At 58.4% G+C, this 15,892-nt stretch carries 19 protein-coding genes and 1 pseudogene; 8 read left to right on the forward strand and 12 right to left on the reverse strand.

Going from position 1 to position 15,892, the window contains the following annotated elements; genetic code table 11:
• The first annotated feature begins 67 nt into the window (after nucleotides 1-67).
• The 4 genes from FBY04_RS22160 to FBY04_RS22175 all read left to right on the forward strand — a co-directional run bounded on the left by FBY04_RS22160 (nucleotide 68) and on the right by FBY04_RS22175 (nucleotide 2,506).
• Nucleotides 68-832, forward strand: coding sequence for an SDR family NAD(P)-dependent oxidoreductase (locus tag FBY04_RS22160; RefSeq protein ID WP_084321229.1), 765 nt, complete (start codon nucleotides 68-70; stop codon nucleotides 830-832).
• Between the two features lie 179 nt (nucleotides 833-1,011).
• Nucleotides 1,012-1,224 carry a hypothetical protein gene (locus tag FBY04_RS22165; protein WP_145316898.1) on the forward strand — a complete coding sequence of 71 codons (213 nt, stop codon included), beginning with the start codon at nucleotides 1,012-1,014 and terminating at the stop codon, nucleotides 1,222-1,224.
• Nucleotides 1,225-1,249: 25 nt separating this feature from the next.
• The gene (locus FBY04_RS22170; RefSeq protein ID WP_145316900.1) at nucleotides 1,250-1,507 is read left to right on the forward strand and encodes an Atu4866 domain-containing protein; all 258 of its coding nucleotides are present in this window, start codon (nucleotides 1,250-1,252) and stop codon (nucleotides 1,505-1,507) included.
• Nucleotides 1,508-1,588: 81 nt separating this feature from the next.
• A complete protein-coding gene (locus FBY04_RS22175; RefSeq protein WP_145316902.1) occupies nucleotides 1,589-2,506 on the forward strand; it encodes an AraC family transcriptional regulator in 918 nt (305 codons plus the stop codon).
• Nucleotides 2,507-2,661: 155 nt separating this feature from the next.
• On the opposite strand, the gene FBY04_RS22180 is transcribed toward FBY04_RS22175, so the two are convergent.
• From FBY04_RS22180 to FBY04_RS22195, 4 genes are all read right to left on the reverse strand, one after another.
• On the reverse strand, nucleotides 2,662-3,198 hold the full coding sequence (locus FBY04_RS22180; protein ID WP_145316904.1) for an AAA family ATPase: 537 nt from the start codon (nucleotides 3,196-3,198) through the stop codon (nucleotides 2,662-2,664).
• A 109-nt stretch (nucleotides 3,199-3,307) separates the two neighbouring features.
• Nucleotides 3,308-3,937, reverse strand: coding sequence for a LysE family translocator (locus FBY04_RS22185; RefSeq protein ID WP_084321224.1), 630 nt, complete (start codon nucleotides 3,935-3,937; stop codon nucleotides 3,308-3,310).
• Between the two features lie 172 nt (nucleotides 3,938-4,109).
• A complete protein-coding gene (locus FBY04_RS22190) occupies nucleotides 4,110-4,328 on the reverse strand; it encodes a DUF4287 domain-containing protein (RefSeq protein WP_084321223.1) in 219 nt (72 codons plus the stop codon).
• 69 nt (nucleotides 4,329-4,397) lie between these two features.
• Nucleotides 4,398-4,634 (reverse strand): hypothetical protein, encoded by a 237-nt coding sequence (locus FBY04_RS22195; protein WP_145316906.1) that lies wholly within the window; start codon nucleotides 4,632-4,634, stop codon nucleotides 4,398-4,400.
• A gap of 201 nt (nucleotides 4,635-4,835) precedes the next feature.
• Between FBY04_RS22195 and FBY04_RS22200 the strand changes: the two genes are divergently transcribed.
• Entirely contained in the window at nucleotides 4,836-5,177 is a 342-nt protein-coding gene (locus FBY04_RS22200) for a hypothetical protein (RefSeq protein ID WP_145316908.1), read from the forward strand.
• Nucleotides 5,178-5,307: 130 nt separating this feature from the next.
• On the opposite strand, the gene FBY04_RS22205 is transcribed toward FBY04_RS22200, so the two are convergent.
• Nucleotides 5,308-5,808 carry a GNAT family N-acetyltransferase gene (locus FBY04_RS22205; RefSeq protein ID WP_145316910.1) on the reverse strand — a complete coding sequence of 167 codons (501 nt, stop codon included), beginning with the start codon at nucleotides 5,806-5,808 and terminating at the stop codon, nucleotides 5,308-5,310.
• 98 nt (nucleotides 5,809-5,906) lie between these two features.
• The gene (locus tag FBY04_RS22210; RefSeq protein WP_145316912.1) at nucleotides 5,907-7,178 is read right to left on the reverse strand and encodes an epoxide hydrolase family protein; all 1,272 of its coding nucleotides are present in this window, start codon (nucleotides 7,176-7,178) and stop codon (nucleotides 5,907-5,909) included.
• Nucleotides 7,179-7,273: 95 nt separating this feature from the next.
• Between FBY04_RS22210 and FBY04_RS22215 the strand changes: the two genes are divergently transcribed.
• Nucleotides 7,274-7,501 carry a hypothetical protein gene (locus tag FBY04_RS22215; RefSeq protein WP_145316914.1) on the forward strand — a complete coding sequence of 76 codons (228 nt, stop codon included), beginning with the start codon at nucleotides 7,274-7,276 and terminating at the stop codon, nucleotides 7,499-7,501.
• A 116-nt stretch (nucleotides 7,502-7,617) separates the two neighbouring features.
• Nucleotides 7,618-10,515 (forward strand): EAL domain-containing protein, encoded by a 2,898-nt coding sequence (locus FBY04_RS22220; protein WP_145316916.1) that lies wholly within the window; start codon nucleotides 7,618-7,620, stop codon nucleotides 10,513-10,515.
• A gap of 99 nt (nucleotides 10,516-10,614) precedes the next feature.
• Here FBY04_RS22220 and FBY04_RS32820 read toward each other — a convergent pair whose 3' ends face one another.
• The 4 genes and pseudogenes from FBY04_RS32820 to FBY04_RS32530 all read right to left on the reverse strand — a co-directional run bounded on the left by FBY04_RS32820 (nucleotide 10,615) and on the right by FBY04_RS32530 (nucleotide 12,373).
• Entirely contained in the window at nucleotides 10,615-10,746 is a 132-nt protein-coding gene (locus FBY04_RS32820; protein WP_256667120.1) for a hypothetical protein, read from the reverse strand.
• Nucleotides 10,747-10,763: 17 nt separating this feature from the next.
• Nucleotides 10,764-11,035: pseudogene (locus FBY04_RS22225) on the reverse strand (integrase); the annotation flags it as partial.
• Between the two features lie 35 nt (nucleotides 11,036-11,070).
• A complete protein-coding gene (locus FBY04_RS22230) occupies nucleotides 11,071-11,934 on the reverse strand; it encodes an NmrA family NAD(P)-binding protein (RefSeq protein WP_145317052.1) in 864 nt (287 codons plus the stop codon).
• Between the two features lie 175 nt (nucleotides 11,935-12,109).
• Nucleotides 12,110-12,373 carry a hypothetical protein gene (locus FBY04_RS32530; protein ID WP_218571659.1) on the reverse strand — a complete coding sequence of 88 codons (264 nt, stop codon included), beginning with the start codon at nucleotides 12,371-12,373 and terminating at the stop codon, nucleotides 12,110-12,112.
• Nucleotides 12,374-12,749: 376 nt separating this feature from the next.
• On the opposite strand from FBY04_RS32530, the gene FBY04_RS22240 reads away from it, so the two are divergent.
• Nucleotides 12,750-12,881 carry a YHYH domain-containing protein gene (locus tag FBY04_RS22240; RefSeq protein ID WP_123722178.1) on the forward strand — a complete coding sequence of 44 codons (132 nt, stop codon included), beginning with the start codon at nucleotides 12,750-12,752 and terminating at the stop codon, nucleotides 12,879-12,881.
• Nucleotides 12,882-13,138: 257 nt separating this feature from the next.
• Here FBY04_RS22240 and FBY04_RS22245 read toward each other — a convergent pair whose 3' ends face one another.
• Both FBY04_RS22245 and xylG read right to left on the reverse strand, forming a co-directional pair.
• Nucleotides 13,139-14,275 (reverse strand): sugar ABC transporter permease, encoded by a 1,137-nt coding sequence (locus FBY04_RS22245; protein WP_145316918.1) that lies wholly within the window; start codon nucleotides 14,273-14,275, stop codon nucleotides 13,139-13,141.
• Nucleotides 14,276-15,832 (reverse strand): D-xylose ABC transporter ATP-binding protein, encoded by a 1,557-nt coding sequence (gene xylG, locus FBY04_RS22250; RefSeq protein ID WP_145316920.1) that lies wholly within the window; start codon nucleotides 15,830-15,832, stop codon nucleotides 14,276-14,278. It abuts the gene before it with no gap.
• Between the last annotated feature and the right edge of the window lie 60 nt (nucleotides 15,833-15,892).

Consider the following 15,892-nt stretch of genomic DNA (forward strand, 5'->3'; position numbering starts at 1 on the left):
CGATGACAGCGCCTTGCGCGCGCAGGATCGGTACATCCCTTACTGGATCACAACGCTGGAGAACATCATGACCGATATCAACCACAACACGCCAAACGAAGTAGCAGGCAAAGTCGCACTGGTCACTGGCGCGGCCAGTGGCATCGGCAAGGCGATCGCGCTCTTGCTGCACGCACGTGGCGCCAACGTCATTGCCGAAGATGTGAACCCTGCGGTGGAGGAACTGGCTCGCCCGGGTCTGGTGCCACTGGTAGCCGACATCACTCAGGATGGCGCCGCCGAGCGCGCGGTCGCATTGGCCGTCGAGCACTTCGGTCGGCTGGATATCCTGGTCAATAACGCCGGCATCATCATCAACAAGCTGGTCATCGATATGACCCGCGAAGATTGGGAGCGAATTCAAGCGGTCAACACCACAGCGGCATTCCTGCATAGCCGGGAGGCTGTCAAAGCGATGATCCCTAACAAGTCCGGCTCGATCGTCAACATCGCGTCCTACGCATCCTACTTCGCTTTCCCCACCATTTCCGCCTACACCGCCTCTAAAGGCGCGCTGGCCCAACTGACGCGCACGCTGGCGCTCGAGGTCATAGCCCACGGCATTCGTGTCAATGCCGTCGGCGTGGGGGATGTGGTGACCAACATCCTCAACGATGTGGTCGACGATGGCCCTGCATTTCTGGCCAAACATGGCGAAGCCGCGCCTATCGGCCGTGCAGCACAGCCGGAGGAAATTGCCGAAGTGGTGGCGTTCATCGCCTCGGATCGTGCCAGCTTTCTGGTCGGCTCGGTTGTCATGGCAGACGGCGGCATGACCGTCACTGCCGGATGAGCATCCGCAGGAATGAACCGCAAGGCATCCACATCGAGCCCAAGAGGATCAGGCAAATCTGCGGCAGTTTCGACCTAACGCCGCTGCGCTTCAGCTACGTAATCTGAAAACACGCAACGGATGCAGAGACAGGCCACGGCAGGCCATTCAACCGAGCAACGTAGATGAGGATCTGAACAATGAAAAACTCAAATCGACTTTCCGTTTCGCTGGTTATCAGCGCGCTCGTTGCATGCGCTGTCAACCTTTCCCCCACAAGCCTGTACCTGGCCGCAGACGGTGCCGAGCGGACACCCGGCATGCGGCTGAGTGAAGGCGGCAGTGATCGCACGCCTGGTTTTCGCGTTGCCGACGACGGCTCGGACCGTACTGCCCTGGGTCGTATCGGCTAAGGATAAAGTTTGAGGAGAGCACCTTATGAAAAAGGCCAAAGAAGCCATTCACGATCATCGTTACATAGGCATGTGGGTCACCGCTGATGGGTTCATTCGTCACGAGCTTCTGGCGACTGGGCGTTACGACGAGGCCCGTGGTAAAAATAAGAGTGCCTACCAAGGCCGCTACGAAATGGAGGGCAACTACATCCAGTACTGGGACGATAGCGGCTTCACCGCCGATGGCCACTTTCATGACGATGTGCTGTATCACGCGGGCATGATTCTCTATCGGCAATGAGCGGTTCGATTATGTCAGGTGTATACCGTCTGCCTGGAAAGCTCCAGGCAGGCGCTCTTGAACATTTGTGAGAGCTTTGAAATGGAACAAAGCGATGCTTTCATCCTTCAAAACACAGCCATATACCGTGACGAACTGGTCCGGTTACTGACGCAACGGTTTACGACGCCCGGCCTCTATGAGACCGCCGTGGCACCCCTGCATGTCATTCGTTTTGACAGTCCCTCGGAGCTTATCCATACCGTCCACAAGCCGGCACTTTGCCTGATTGTGCAAGGGCAAAAAGAAATCGGCTTGGGTGAGGAGCGTTACCTGTACGACCCGCTCAGCTACCTGGTGGTATCGGTGACTCTTCCAGTCTCCGGTCGCGTGCTGATGGCCAGCCCGGAAGCGCCCTATCTGTGTATCCGTTTTGATTTCGAGGCCACGGAAATCGCTCAGGTTATCGCCGATGCTCCTCCTGCGGGGGTTCCGGATGAGCCGGAACTTGGCCTTTTCCTTGAAAAAGTCGATGTCCCCTTGCTGGAAACAATGCTTCGGCTGGTGCGGCTGCTGGAGACGCCGCGGGACATCGGCATGCTGGCTCCGCTCGCTCTGCGGGAGCTGTATTATCGTCTTCTGCGCGGCGTGCACGGGCGCCGTCTGTATGAGCTTGCCCTCGGTGATTCGCAAACGCGACGGGTGACGCGGGCAATCGATTGGTTGAATAACCACTACACCCAACCTTTACGCATCGAAGAGCTTGCCCGGGTCGCCAATTTGGGTAGTTCTACATTGCATCACCGATTCAAGGCGGTGACCGCGATGAGTCCGCTGCAGTATCAGAAACAACTCCGTTTGCAGGAGGCCCGCCGACTGATGCTCGGTGAAGGGCTGGATGTGGCGAGTGCATGTTATCGAGTGGGCTACGAGAGCCCATCGCAATTCAGCCGAGAGTACAGTCGCCAGTTCGGGTGTCCGCCATCCAGAGATACCAGCCGAGCTCGCCGTCCTGCGTGAAGACCCTACTTGGTTGCCTACGGCTGATGCGGTTCAACTCGTATTCTGAGGGCGGGGTTCACCGAATAGCCGACATTGGCGACAAGGGGTTTTTCTCTCATGATCCCTGCCGGGACTGAGCGGATCGATTGCCGGGATGGCGAAAGTCCCTCCCTCTAATCAAGACAGATCTCAGGCGTTGTGGGCAAGCTATCGATAAAGGCGTCAATCTGCCGGGCACCGCGCAAGTGCACCACAGGAATCTGCGGGCCGATGGCCAGGCGCACCGCTTCGATTCCCGAACGGTAGCCACGATCGAAATTCCATACGAAGTTCAAAAAGATCAGGAACGCCCGGTCGAGCTTCTCTGTACAGCCTGCTGCAAGGTCAGGGCGAGGGCGGTTCATGACGCTGCGCATGATCACCCGGATCAAACAGGTGAGCCGCGATGTATCGAGCCAGATGATCAGGTCGGTTCGGGGCAGGCGAAGGTCGAAGGTTCGCCGCGCATAGTTGCCTTCACAAATCCAGGCATCCGGTGTGATCGCTTCGCGGACCCGCGCGCGAAACTGCTCAGCGTCGGGTTCGATCCAGCCGGGCTCCCAGAACAGCGTGTCCAGGTGAACCACGGGCAGGCTCAGGCGTTTGCCGAGGGCGCGGGCGAGGGTAGATTTGCCGCTACCGGCATTGCCCAGAATGACAATCCGTTGCATGGGGGGACTTCCTGTCGCGAAAAAAGCCGGCAATTGTGCAGGTTTTGCTGGGGCAGTGAAAGGCGACCTCCACGAGCGACAGTGACTGAGCGATATCAATGCGACCGCTTTAGCCTGTCCGGTTCAGCACCAGCAAACGTGCCGCCAGCGCCGTCATGACGATAGCGAAGCCATAAGCGCCCAAGCGCCTGGAGATCATGCCTCCACGCCCGCGCCCGTGCAGCCGCCCGGCACAGACGCTGAGCAGGGAATGAAAGATCAACGCGAGCAGCGCAAGCAACACACCTAATACCATCAGTTGCAGCGTGACACTGCTGGTTCCCAGGGTGACGAATTGCGGCAGGAATACCATGAAGAACAACAGCGCCTTGGGATTCAACAGGCTGTTGAGTGTGGCCCGGATGAAGATTTCGCGCTGCGATGCCAATGCAGGTTCAGCATCAGCATCCGCTGGCGGAGTGCTCAATGCCTGCCAGGCCAGCCACATCAGATAGCAAGCCCCGGCCCACCGCAGCAGATCAAATGCCGGCGCCCAACTCATCACCACCGCACCGAGCCCTGCACTGACCATGGCCGTCATCAGCACGTCGGCCAGGGTAATGCCCAATGCGGCGGCGAAACCGGCACGCCAGCCGTGGGCAACGGCATGACTGATGACGAAGGCCATGTTCGGACCAGGCACGATCAGCAACAGCAGGGCCGCAACAGTGAACAGGTAAAGGTTGGTGGCGTCTGGCATAGCGCAAGCTTCCCTGGATGAGAATCAAGGCTAACCGTTAGTCGTCGGGTGAAGCAGATACAGTGGGGATGGATTTGATAGCAACAGTCAGGTGTGCGGCGCCCGGTTGGCTTGAGCCGCAAGCGGCCTCGACCAGCGGACGCGTCGAGCGCGCTGTGCTAACTCAGGCTCGTCAGTCGTTTTTAGCGCTCGCTAGAAAGTACGCAACCAAAGCGTTGGCATGACCATGACCCATGCCGTGTTCAGTCTTGAGCAAGGCAACCATTTCCATGTGCTTTTTGCCGCTGACTGTTTTGAGCAGGTTCAGCCAGTGGATGATCGGGTGCCCATACTTTTTTTCAATAGAGGGGAAGTACGACGCTGGCCCTTTTACTTTTGGTTCGTCGGTCATGACGCAAGCTCCTTTTTGTCTGTGTGGTTTGTGCCGACCTCAAGACTTTAGCCTGTCATCGGTCGGCCGCTAAAGCCACGTATTCAGCACCCGCCGATCCAGCTCCTCCCAATCCGCCATGCCCAACACTCGCGTGGTGTTCAGCCCGCGCAAATAACCGCGCAACTGATTGGCGGTCGCCTGCGCGAGCTGCGGATCGGGCGGGTTTTCGCCCAACAGTACGGTTTCGTACTGAACCAGGTACTCGGCCACCCGGTCACGAAAATCGGGCAGAACAGCGTCGCGGATCAAGTCAAAAGTTCTCAAGTAGAGATCCTCATCCATCTTTTCCAGTGGTGATTGAGTGTGTATCGGTCTGCGCGGCGCGCAACTATTGCTAGAGGTAATAGTGACCATCAAGAAACGCAAGTTCTACTTTGATGGCAATAACCGGAAAATCACCTCCAACGACACACCACTCACGAAAATTTGCGTGATTTGATGAACAAACCTTTCAGGATGAGACCGATGCGTCTTTTACATGTGCCTGCCATGGCGATTGGCGCTTTGATGCTCGCCGGTTGTGCCTCCGCGCCGAACGACCCGACGCTGACCTTGCAGACCAGCAAGACCCCGGCCCAATACGCTGAATGCGTCGTACCGAAATTGCAGGGCGATGCATTGAACCCGACCGTCTCGCAGACCCAGCGCAGCTATCGGATCGTGGTGCCGAGCAAAGTTTCGGCTGACAACGTGCTGGAAGCCTACAAGGCCGGCAACGGCGGCAAGGTGTTCATCTACGAGCGGCACTTGCTGGCCTGGAACCTGTTGCCTTCGAGTTTTGAACGCGCCGCACAGGATTGCATCTGACCCCGGCCCGTAAACGTTTTCTACAGAGCTCCTTTGGTTGGCCGCAACCAACCAATTTTCTGCCTCGCACCCCATTTGGTTGCGGGGCTTTTTTTTGTCTGGGAATAACAACAGCTGGCTTTCCACTCGTCTAAATCGACAGGCCAAACCGATACTTCTGGTCTGTTCCTTCTTGCCCGGATGTATGTTCGATCAAGAAGCCACAGCGCTTGAGGACCTTGGCTGAGCCGATATTGGCAGCGTAAACGTTGGCAACCAGTTGGTTAAGGTTCCAGCGCAACTTCGCCTCCTGGATCAGATGCTTCACCGCCTGTGTGGCCAGTCCTTGTCCGCAAGCACTTTGAGCAATCCGATAGCCGACTTCTGCCGAGCGCCGGGACGTGTCGATGTCTTTCAGGTTCGCTCGACCCACTATTGTTCCGCCAGAGTCGACGATGACACAGGGGTGCCAGATTCCGGCGGCGTAGTCGGATAAATAAGCCGTGATGTGCTCGGTGACGCCCTGCACCGAGTAAAAAGCCGCATCGCGCGCGTCAATGTGGCGCTCGAACCACTCGCGATTATCCCATTCAAATGTCAGCAACGCCTCAGCATCAGTGCTTTCCAGAGTCCGAATCCTGACGGATTTCATAAGTACGCTCCCTCCTTGGTAAACAACCTGGATCATTGTTCAGGGGGACACCGGTCCGCTCCTGGCCGCCAGCATCCTCTCACAAATAACGGCCACCGCTAACGCAAAGACTTGAACGCCGTGCGGAGTTCTTCAGTGAACAGTTGCGGCTGTTCCCAGGCTGCAAAGTGGCCGCCTTTATCGGCTTGATGAAAGTAGATCAGATGGCTGTAGGCCCGTCGTGCCCAGGATTGCGGAGGGTAATAAACGTCATCCGGAAACACCGTGACCGCCACTGGCAGGGAAATGTCGGTGGTCTTCTGTGCGGCTGAGGAAAGAGGGCTGCGTCCCATGTTTTCCCAATACAGCCGTCCTGCCGAAGCGGCACTGTTCGTTAGCCAGTACAGCGTGAAGTTATCCAGCACCTGATCCTTTGTCGGCAGCTGTTGAGCGTCGGCGCCGTACATCCATTTTGAAAATCCCGGGTGAACGAGCAGCAGCGCAGCGAGAAAGGCCGGTGAATCCGCCACGCCGTAACCCATCATCTGTGGTCGGGCGGCCATCATTGCGCTGTACGCCAGGTTTCCCTGTTTGATCAGTGTGGCAACGGCGTCGAAGGTTGCGCGTTCCTGCGCGGAGAAGTTCTCCGGTGCCGGCCCACCGGCCGCGAGTGCCGCCGTCGCTTCCGGCGGTAATGTGGCCGGCAGGTTGAGGTGGATACCGAGCAATCCGGCCGGTGCCTGGCGCGCCATCGCGCTGGTGATCGGACCACCCCAGTCGCCACCCTGAGCGACGTAGCGCGTGTACTCGAGGCGTTTCATCAACTGTGCCCAGACCCGTGCAATATGATCCGGGTCCCAACCAATACCCGTCGGCTTACCGGAGAAGCCATAGCCAGGGATCGACGGAATCACCACATCAAATGCATCCGCCGCGTTACCCCCGTGAGCGACGGGGTCGGAGAGCGGACCGATGACATCGATAAATTCGAGAATGGAGCCTGGCCAACCGTGGGTCATGATCATCGGCAATGCGTTCGGACGGGGAGAGCGCACCCAGATGAAATGGATGTCCACCCCATCGATATTCGTTACGTACTGCGGCAAGGCGTTGAGCCGGGCCTCCACTTTGCGCCAGTCGTAACCCGTGCCCCAGTAGTGAACCAGCGCCTTCAGTTGTTCCAGTTGAGCGCCCTGGGACCGATCGGAAACGGTCTCTTTATCCGGCCAGCGGGTCGCCGCAATTCGGTTACGCAGGTCCACAAGATCGCGCTCAGGAACGTGGATTTCGAAGGGCCGGATGGCTTCTGCATCTTCGGTGGCAACCGCATGGGCGGGAAGCGATGAGGTGAGCATGACGGCGACTGCGGCAGCAACGAAGGCGAGTTTCATTTTCACTTCCTCGGATGAGGGCATGCTGGGCATCATTGCAATTGAAGGTTAGCAGTTCAGCCGCGTCCACTACGCTCACCCCTGAGGACCCCGCCATGCGCCATGTCACTGTGGAATACCTGTTCAACGGCGAGCCCCGTACTCACCTGTTCGAGTTCAAGCAGCCTCAGCTGCCCGTACACGAGGCGGCGATGCACTTGCTGCAACTGCATTTCGGGGATGGAGAAAACAGCCTGATCATGCCCAATGCGGATGCCACGCCCGCGCAGATTCTAGAGCAGGCCGAGCGGGTAGGGCTGACGCAGATACAGGTTGACGACTAACGTGTAGACCAAAGCAAAAAACCTATTGAATAAAAACTCTATAAACGGGAAGCTCACTGGCACATTGCTAGCAACCACTCAGTGAGTATCGCCAGTGACTGGCTCAGGGAGCGCTGATGAGTGTTCGTCCATTAACCGACGCTGTGCGGCAACCGAACGATTGCGAAGTTATCGCCTCTCAGCTTAAAGGGAATTCGGACACTCTCGGCATGGCTGACGCTTGCAACACGGAAACAATCGAGCAATTGCTGGACTCGGCGCGTACCTGGGCACACACCACCGCATGGGTGGTTTACCGTGCCGGTGAGCAAATGCATCTGGTCGGACAAGGCGACCCACGGGCGCAGTGGCCGGCCAGTGTTGCAAACGAAGAGTTCGACACCTTTTGCCAGAACTGGCGCTTGCACCGCTGGCCGACGGGCAGCGGCGAAAGTGTGCTGGGCTGGTTGCTCGCGCCGGTCGACGCTGCTGCGGAACCGGCGCTCGCCGGGTTTGCCCGGCGCCTGGGTATTCAGGTGCAGACCAATACCCTTGCCCGTGCGCAGATTACTCAGCGTGTACTGTATGAAATCACCTACCTGGCCAGCTCGACCCGCGACCGCTCAGTGTTTCTGGTGGGGGTTCACCAACTGCTGGCCAGCCTGATCGACGCCGAGAACTTCTATCTCGCGTTGTATGACCCGCACAGCGGCAAGATTGACTACCCGTATTACGTCGACATCATCGACGTTGATGCCGTGGAGTCCTCGCACTACGAATACCTTGACCCTTCGCACCTGTCGCTGACCGGCCAGGTATTGACCACTGGCCAGCCGTTGCTGATCGACGCCGCCGGCATTCTCGCGGCTCAGGCCGAGGAGCGTTTTTACTGCGTGGGTGATCGTCCCGAGTTCTGGATGGGCGCACCGTTGAAAAATGCCTCGGATGACGTGTTTGGCATGCTCGCGATGCAGGTCTACGACGTTTCTCGTACCTACAGCGCGGAGGACCGCGCGCTGTTTCTGGTGGTGGCCCGCCACGTGGCGATGGCGCTGGACCGGATCCTGCACCGAGAGGATCTGGAAGCGACGGTGATGCGTCGCACCCTGGAACTTTCGGCACTCAACGACGCCTTGCGGCAGGAAGTGGCAGATCGAGAGCGCGCCGAACATCTGCAGAGCGCGCTGTTCCAGATCGCCGAACTGTCCAGCCAGCCTGGTGACATGGCCGAGTTGTTTCAAACCTTGCACGGTATCGTCGGTGATCTGCTGTTCGCGCGGAACTTCTACATTGCGCTGTTCGACGATGCGACCAGTGAAGTGACCTTTCCGTATTACGTTGATGAACGGCAGACGACCTGCCCGGTGGCACGGCGTGGGAGCCGCGGCCTGACCGAGTACGTGATTCGTCAGCGTCGAGCTTGCCTGATTGACGCCGACGAAGCTGAGCGATTAACTGCGCACGGTGAAATCGAAGTGGCCGATGCGTATTCCCAAGCCTATTCCTGGCTGGGCATCCCCTTGTTCGATGGCGATGTGGTGCGTGGCGTGCTGGCGGTGCAAAGCTATACCTCGCAGGTGCGCTATACCCTGCGTGACCAGGAACTGCTGACGTTCGTGTCGCGGCACATCGACACCGCGTTATCGCGACGCACGGCCGCCGAAGCGATCCATGTCGCCAACCTCAAGCTGGAAGCCCGGGTGCAGAGCCGCACCCGCGAGCTCGATCACGCCAATGCCAAGTTGCAACACGAGAACTCCCACGATGCGCTGACCGGGCTGCCGAACCGTACTTACCTGCAACAGCGCCTCAATCAGGCCTGGTCGCAGTTCGGTAGCGAAGGCGGGCACCTGGCGGTGATGTTCATTGACCTCGACCGTTTCAAACTGGTCAACGATAGCCTCGGCCACCATTTTGGCGACCTGCTGTTGATGCAGGCCGCCCATCGATTGCGCGGTTGTCTGCGCGACGCCGACATGCTGGCGCGCCTGGGGGGCGATGAGTTTTCCGTGCTCGCGCCCGAGGCGCCGCTGGACGTGGTGATCGACATCGCCGAACGGATTCTGGTGGCGTTTGACCTGCCGTTTTTGATCAATGGCTATGAAGTTTTTTCGTCCTGCAGTATCGGCATTGTCACCGCCGACAGTCAGTTCCATCAGGAGCCAGCCGACTTGCTGCGCGATGCCGATGCGGCGATGTACCGGGTCAAGAGTGCCGGGCGTGACAGCTACGCGGTGTTCAATCAGGAAGTGCGCCGTGAAGTTTCGGACCAGGTCGAGCGGGAAGGGGCCTTGCGCAACGCGCTCAAGCGTACCGACGAGTTGCTGCCGTATTTCCAGCCGATTGTCAGCGTCGAAAGCGGCGAACTGTTGGCCCTTGAAGCGCTGATCCGCTGGCAACAGCCGGGCGGCAGGGTGATCGCGCCGGGCGAGTTTTTGCCGGATGTCGAGGGCCTGCGCCTGATCGGTCGACTGGACCTCTACATGCTCAACAGCATTGCACTGATCCTCGCACAGCCCGAGCACGCCAATTGGCCTCCGGTGCACGTCAATTGCTCCAGCTACAGCATGACGCGTCCGGACTTCGCCAGTGATGTGCTTGCACTGTTGGCGCGGTACCGGGTCGAGCCGTCGCGGATCTGCCTGGAGTTGACCGAAGGTGCGCTGGTCGCCGAGCCGGCGATTGCCCGACTGACCATGCAGCAATTGGCCGACAACGGCATGTCTGTGGTGCTCGATGACTTCGGTGCAGGGTTTTCATCCCTGAGCTATGTGCATCAATACCGTTTCAGTGGCTTGAAGATCGACAAGTTGTTCATCCTCGAACTGACCGCCAGTCCTCGCAGTCGCGCGATCGTTCGGGCGATTGTGCGGATGGCCGAATCGCTGGACCTGAGTGTGGTGGCCGAAGGTGTCGAGGATAAAGCGACGCTGGACTTGCTGCGTGAAATGGGCGCAGGGCAGGCCCAGGGGTATTACTTTGCCAAGCCGATGGGGTTGGAGGCGTTGTTGGCGAGTTCGCTGATGGGGGGGTAGGGTGTGTATCGTGCCCTTGTCGCGGTCGCCTGACCTTCAAACGCGAGTACGGCTTGTACCTCATCTATGACTGGCCGGCATTGGCCTTCAGCGCCGGTTTCACGCCTTCGCCTGCGCCCGCAAGCGTCGGCCAAGCACGTCCATCAAGTCACAGCCGTCGCGAAACGGGATGGCCTGCAGCTGAGAAAAGTCCTTCAGCACCACCGTGTCGCAACCAAGCTCGGCGCGCAAGGCTATGTTTTCCAGTACATCGTATGAGTGCCATACATGGCTGGATCAAGGTCAACGGCTTTCACCCAGCCTTTGACTGTACGAGCGTATTGCCGAGTGGATAGATGGTCTGAGGTATGCAGCCGGCTAGGGAAAGGCAGTCCTCGCTGTGTAGCTTGCCCTGATGTATCCAGACTGCGACAGCCGGCTGTATTTGTTCAGTCATCTCGAACTGCACTGGCCGCGGCGTTTTCTGCTGCATCACCATGGCTCGTGATGATACGTGCTCGCTGTGGGCGACGTCGCGCATAAGGTGGGCGAATCAATCCAGAGGCCGTCCTTGCCTTAATAGCCAAGGTTCGCCAACTGGGTCAACACGGCACCTAGCGAAATAGTGCCCTGAATTCGTTCGATATTGCCGCCCTCAAACGAGATCCACCCCTCATTGAAACCATCGAGCATGCGGATTCGAGCCAGCGGATGCTGCATCCCTTGTGAGCGAAAGACGTTGTCCCAAGTCTCTCTCGGCACTGCCCGAGCTTGAACAGAACGGCCCAGTATTACGCTGAATGTAGCGGCAATGTCTTCAGGACTCACGTGTTGCCCCTCCAGTTCGACAATGCGCCGGCCCTGCCAGGATTGCTGGATGAGTGCAGCGGCCGTCCGGCCGACGTCCGCAGTTGCGATCATGGGCGCTGTTTTATCGAGTGGTTGCAGGAAGCTGTGGATCGCGCCCTCATCCCGTGCCGAGGCCACGTCCCACAAGGCATTCTCCATGAACCAACCAGGGCGCAGGAACGTCACGGGAACATCAAGCTTGCTCAGGGCTTGTTCCATGAGCGTGCGTTGGGTAAGCAGGTTGGTGTTCACGGCTTGAGCACCGATAGTCGAAAGACAGACGACTCGCTGTGGCTGCGCCGTTACGATTGCCTCACTCACTGCAGCAATCACCGCTTTGGCCTTGGGGAAGTGCGGTTCGGGATCAAAATCCGACGGTGGCAAGATGAACACGCCTTGGGCGCCTTCAAATGCCCGCGTCAGTGCGGCGGCGTCGTCCATTTCTGCAAGGGCGATCTCGCAGCCGACCGCTTCCCAGGATTCAGCTTTGTTAACGTCGCGCACCACGGCGCGAACGGGTTGCTTGTCTTCCAGCAGAGCACGGGCAAGTGCGCCGCCGACCTTGCCGGTGATTCCAGTGATTGCGTACATGATTGATCTGCCATCAATGAGTCCGAAGGGGATGCGCCACTGCATCTACGTACATCTATGTGCAGTAGCGATCTGACGGGGGCAGATTATCGAAGCCTGCACGATGACAGAATAGCCATCGAGTCAACTGAGTGATGATCTAAAGTCATGAATTGGCGGGCTGGCCTCCGTATTCTCAACCGACGTCTGTAACCGCCTTGACTCGGGCTTTAGAACGAGCCCGATAGCTGTGCGCCGCAGGTTCGGATAGATCCAGTACCTCTGTCACGAAATCGATGAATGCGCTGACCTTTGCAGGAGGCAGGTGGCGAGAGGGGTAGAGCGCGTACAGGTTAAAGCTCTCTCCCTGCCAATCTTGAAGTATCTCAACCAGGCGGTTGAATCGCCCCTGATTTTGTAGAGCATTGAATGACTGCTTCAATCCAAAGCTGACATTCATTTTGAGTCGCTCAATCACTGGCTCAGAGGACAGTGTCGTCACGTAGAAATAAACAAGGCCGCAATCGCAGCCTTGTTTATTTCGGAGGGTTACTCGTGCGAATGGCCGTGCTTGGCACTCTCGGAGGTTGTGCCTTTTCGCCACCGCCGCATGAAAGCGACGAGTTTCCCATTTGTAGGGGGTTTATATCCCCCTGGGGGATGTGGGGCCATCCGAAACCAGAGCCAGTGGTAGCTCAAGAAGTAGGCGCTCGGCCGTTCATCTAATGTTGGGAAGACAGTTAGGAAGTCGCTTGTCCAATGAAGGCAATTAGCCATACGCTGCGAAGCGTGAGATATCTCACGGATAAAAAAACATGAGCATGGAGCAAGCCCTGATGAAACTGTCCGCCATTTTGATCGCCGCTTTACTTTCGATTACGTCCGTTGCTGTCTTCGCGCACAGTGGCGGTACTGATTCAAAAGGTTGCCATCGCAACCATAAAACGAACGACTACCACTGCCACTAAATAGCAAGAGCACACCTTGCGGCTGGACCGCAAGGTGGCATTCTCACATTTGTGGAGGCCAGTTAAAGAAAGGCTGATTCCATGCGCTTCAGACTTTAAAGTGAAGGGCCGCTTTTGGCCGATAGCCGCCTGTTGGAAGAGGCAACTTTCTACCCAAATCCAAGGGTGGCTGACCATCGGTGGCCGCATTACAACCGTCACGAAAAATCGCATCTCCCTAGAAGCAGACTGCCGCGGATCACTTCATACACAGCAGATCAACGTCGCCCAGTCCGAGTGCTCACATCCACCCACACGGCCAACACCAGAATGCTGCCCTTGACGATCATCTGCCAGTAACTGTCGACGTCGAGCATGGACATGCCGTTGTCCAGGCTGGTAATGACCAGTGCGCCGAGGAGGGCGCCGTAAACGGTGCCGGACCCCCCGCGCATGGAAGTGCCGCCGATGAAGCAGGCGGCGATGGCGTCGAGTTCACCCATGCTTCCGGCCGAGGGTGAACCGGCGGCCAGGCGTGCGGTGTTGACCACGCCGGCGAGGGCGCACATGACTCCCATGATTCCGAAAATCCACAGCTTCACGGCCTGCACATTGATACCGGACAGACGTGTCGCTTCCATGTTGCTGCCCACGGAATACACGCGCCGGCCGAACACGGTCTGGCTGGTCACGTAGCTGAAACCGCCCAGCAGAACCAGCAGAAGCAGGACCGGCACGGGAATGCCGTCATAGCTGTTGAGGGTCTGGACGAATCCGGCTAGCACCGCGCCGATCAACAGCACACGCACGACGTCACGCACCAGTGAATGTGCCGCAAGGCCATGAAGGGCGCGATTGCGTCGTTGTTTCCAAGTCAGGAACAACGTCAGTGCGAACAGCAGAACGCCCAGGCCCGTTCCGATTGTGTGGGGCAAATAACCCTGACCGATGTAGACGAGTTCCGGTGATACCGGGGCGATGGTCGTGCCGCCGGTAATCCCCAGCAAAATGCCGCGGAAAGCCAGCATGCCTCCCAGCCCGACGATGAATGACGGAATGCGCAGGTAGGCGGCCATGTAGCCGTTGGCGAGGCCGATCAGCAGCCCGCACAGGGCCACAAGGCTCAGGTTCGCCAGCAACGGTACGTGGTAGACCACGTCGAGGATAGCCGCGACACCACCGAGCAGGCCCAGCAATGAGCCGACCGACAAATCGATCTCGCCGCTGATGATGACCAGCACCATGCCGCAAGCGAGAATTCCGGTAATGGACATCTGGCGCAGCAGGTTGGAGAGGTTGCGCGGTGTCAGGAATCCACCCTCGGTCTGCCAACTGAAAAACAGCCAGATAAACGCCACGGCAAACACCAGCGCGAGCATTTTGTAGCGGGTGAAAAGTTGTTTGACCTGATTCATTTACGCGGATTTCCGATCATTATTGTTATGGCCAGCAGGCTGGCTGAGTGCGGCGGCGAGCACCTGCTCCTGAGTGAGTTGCTGGTTGATGAAGTCGCCACGCAACTGGCCTTCGCCGATCACTAGCACGCGGTCGGAAACGCCGAGCACTTCGGCCAGCTCCGAAGACACCATGATGATCGACACGCCTTCGGCCGCCAGCGCCCCCATCAATTTGTAGATCTCGTACTTGGCGCCGACATCCACACCTCGGGTGGGCTCGTCGAGAATCAACACCCGGGGTTTGGTCAGCAGCATCTTCGCCAATACGGCTTTTTGTTGATTGCCACCGGACAGACTCGTGATCGGCAGGAGCGGGCTCGCGGTCTTGAGGTGCAGGCGCGAAATTTCTCGATCAATGCTGCCCAGTTCGGCTTCGGCATCGATGCGGGTCAGTTTCGAGTAACTGTCCAGCACGGCCAGGGTGATGTTCTGGCCGACGCCCAGGTCTGGAATGATCCCTTGACGCTTACGGTCCTCCGGCACCAGGCACACGCCGGCGCGGATTGACTTGAGCGGTGTGCGGGTATCGATGAGTTGGCCGTCCAGCCAGACTTCGCCTTCGTGGCAACCGGGATAGGCGCCGAACAGCGCGGTCACCAGTTCGGTGCGGCCTGCACCGACCAACCCGGCGATGCCGAGGATTTCCCCGCGTTTGAGACTGAACGAAATGTCGTCGACCCGTTTGCGCCCGGGACTGTCGACGTCGTAGCAGGTGATGTGACGGGCCTCGAAAATCACCTCGCCAATGTCGTGTGGCTCGGTGGGGTAGAGGTTGCTCATTTCCCGTCCGACCATCTGGGTGATGATCTGCGGAATATCCATGTCCGCCATGGCGGTCGTGGCGATGTGTTTGCCGTCCCGGATCACCGAAATCGTGTCGCACACCGCGGCCACTTCATCGAGCTTGTGGGAGATGTAGACACAGGCAACACCCTTGGTCTTGAGGTCGCGGATGATGTCCAGCAGCACCTCGATTTCCGAACGGGTCAGGGCCGATGAAGGCTCGTCGAGGATCAGCAGGCGTGCCTGCTTGTTCAGTGCCTTGGCGATTTCCACCAGTTGCTGATAGCCGCCGCCGTACTGCGAAACCGGCAGCGATACGTTCATGTCCGGCACTTTCAGTTCACGCATCAGGGCTTCGGCGCGGTGGATCATCGCCGGGTAATTCATCCGCCCACCGGGCAGCGTCAGTTCATGGCCCATGAAAATGTTCTCGGCCACCGACAGGTCGGGAACCAGGGTCAGTTCCTGGTGAATGATGACGATACCGGCGGCTTCCGTTTCGCTGATCGATTGCGCCTTGAGCGGTTGACCGTCCCAGAGGATCTCACCGTCCCAGGTGCCATGGGGGTACACCGCGGAAAGGATCTTCATCAGCGTGGACTTGCCGGCGCCATTCTCGCCGCAAAGCCCTACGCATTCCCCTGGCTTGACCTTGATGTCGATGCCATTGAGCGCTGTGACACCGCCGAAGGTTTTGACGATACCGTTCATTTGCAGCAGATAGTCGGACATGGCAGAGACTCATAAGCGGCAGTGACGAGGCGGGTCCCCGCAGGAGCGGGCTGGCTCCTG

It is taken from the genome of Pseudomonas sp. SJZ080, assembly GCF_007828295.1.
Classification (GTDB): domain Bacteria; phylum Pseudomonadota; class Gammaproteobacteria; order Pseudomonadales; family Pseudomonadaceae; genus Aquipseudomonas; species Aquipseudomonas migulae_A.

Excerpts from the sequence above, each read along its gene's own strand:
- FBY04_RS22240 (WP_123722178.1), top strand. The coding sequence starts at position 12,750 with ATGAAACTGTCCGCCATTTTGATCGCCGCTTTACTTTCGATTACGTCC.
- FBY04_RS22180 (WP_145316904.1), bottom strand. The coding sequence starts at position 3,198 with ATGCAACGGATTGTCATTCTGGGCAATGCCGGTAGCGGCAAATCTACC.
- FBY04_RS22185 (WP_084321224.1), bottom strand. The coding sequence starts at position 3,937 with ATGCCAGACGCCACCAACCTTTACCTGTTCACTGTTGCGGCCCTGCTG.
- FBY04_RS22215 (WP_145316914.1), top strand. The coding sequence starts at position 7,274 with ATGCGCCATGTCACTGTGGAATACCTGTTCAACGGCGAGCCCCGTACT.
- FBY04_RS22200 (WP_145316908.1), top strand. The coding sequence starts at position 4,836 with ATGCGTCTTTTACATGTGCCTGCCATGGCGATTGGCGCTTTGATGCTC.
- FBY04_RS22210 (WP_145316912.1), bottom strand. The coding sequence starts at position 7,178 with ATGAAACTCGCCTTCGTTGCTGCCGCAGTCGCCGTCATGCTCACCTCA.
- FBY04_RS22190 (WP_084321223.1), bottom strand. The coding sequence starts at position 4,328 with ATGACCGACGAACCAAAAGTAAAAGGGCCAGCGTCGTACTTCCCCTCT.
- FBY04_RS22245 (WP_145316918.1), bottom strand. The coding sequence starts at position 14,275 with ATGAATCAGGTCAAACAACTTTTCACCCGCTACAAAATGCTCGCGCTG.
- FBY04_RS22160 (WP_084321229.1), top strand. The coding sequence starts at position 68 with ATGACCGATATCAACCACAACACGCCAAACGAAGTAGCAGGCAAAGTC.
- FBY04_RS22175 (WP_145316902.1), top strand. The coding sequence starts at position 1,589 with ATGGAACAAAGCGATGCTTTCATCCTTCAAAACACAGCCATATACCGT.
- xylG (WP_145316920.1), bottom strand. The coding sequence starts at position 15,832 with ATGTCCGACTATCTGCTGCAAATGAACGGTATCGTCAAAACCTTCGGC.
- FBY04_RS22205 (WP_145316910.1), bottom strand. The coding sequence starts at position 5,808 with ATGAAATCCGTCAGGATTCGGACTCTGGAAAGCACTGATGCTGAGGCG.
- FBY04_RS22170 (WP_145316900.1), top strand. The coding sequence starts at position 1,250 with ATGAAAAAGGCCAAAGAAGCCATTCACGATCATCGTTACATAGGCATG.
- FBY04_RS22230 (WP_145317052.1), bottom strand. The coding sequence starts at position 11,934 with ATGTACGCAATCACTGGAATCACCGGCAAGGTCGGCGGCGCACTTGCC.
- FBY04_RS22220 (WP_145316916.1), top strand. The coding sequence starts at position 7,618 with ATGAGTGTTCGTCCATTAACCGACGCTGTGCGGCAACCGAACGATTGC.
- FBY04_RS32530 (WP_218571659.1), bottom strand. The coding sequence starts at position 12,373 with ATGAATGTCAGCTTTGGATTGAAGCAGTCATTCAATGCTCTACAAAAT.
- FBY04_RS22165 (WP_145316898.1), top strand. The coding sequence starts at position 1,012 with ATGAAAAACTCAAATCGACTTTCCGTTTCGCTGGTTATCAGCGCGCTC.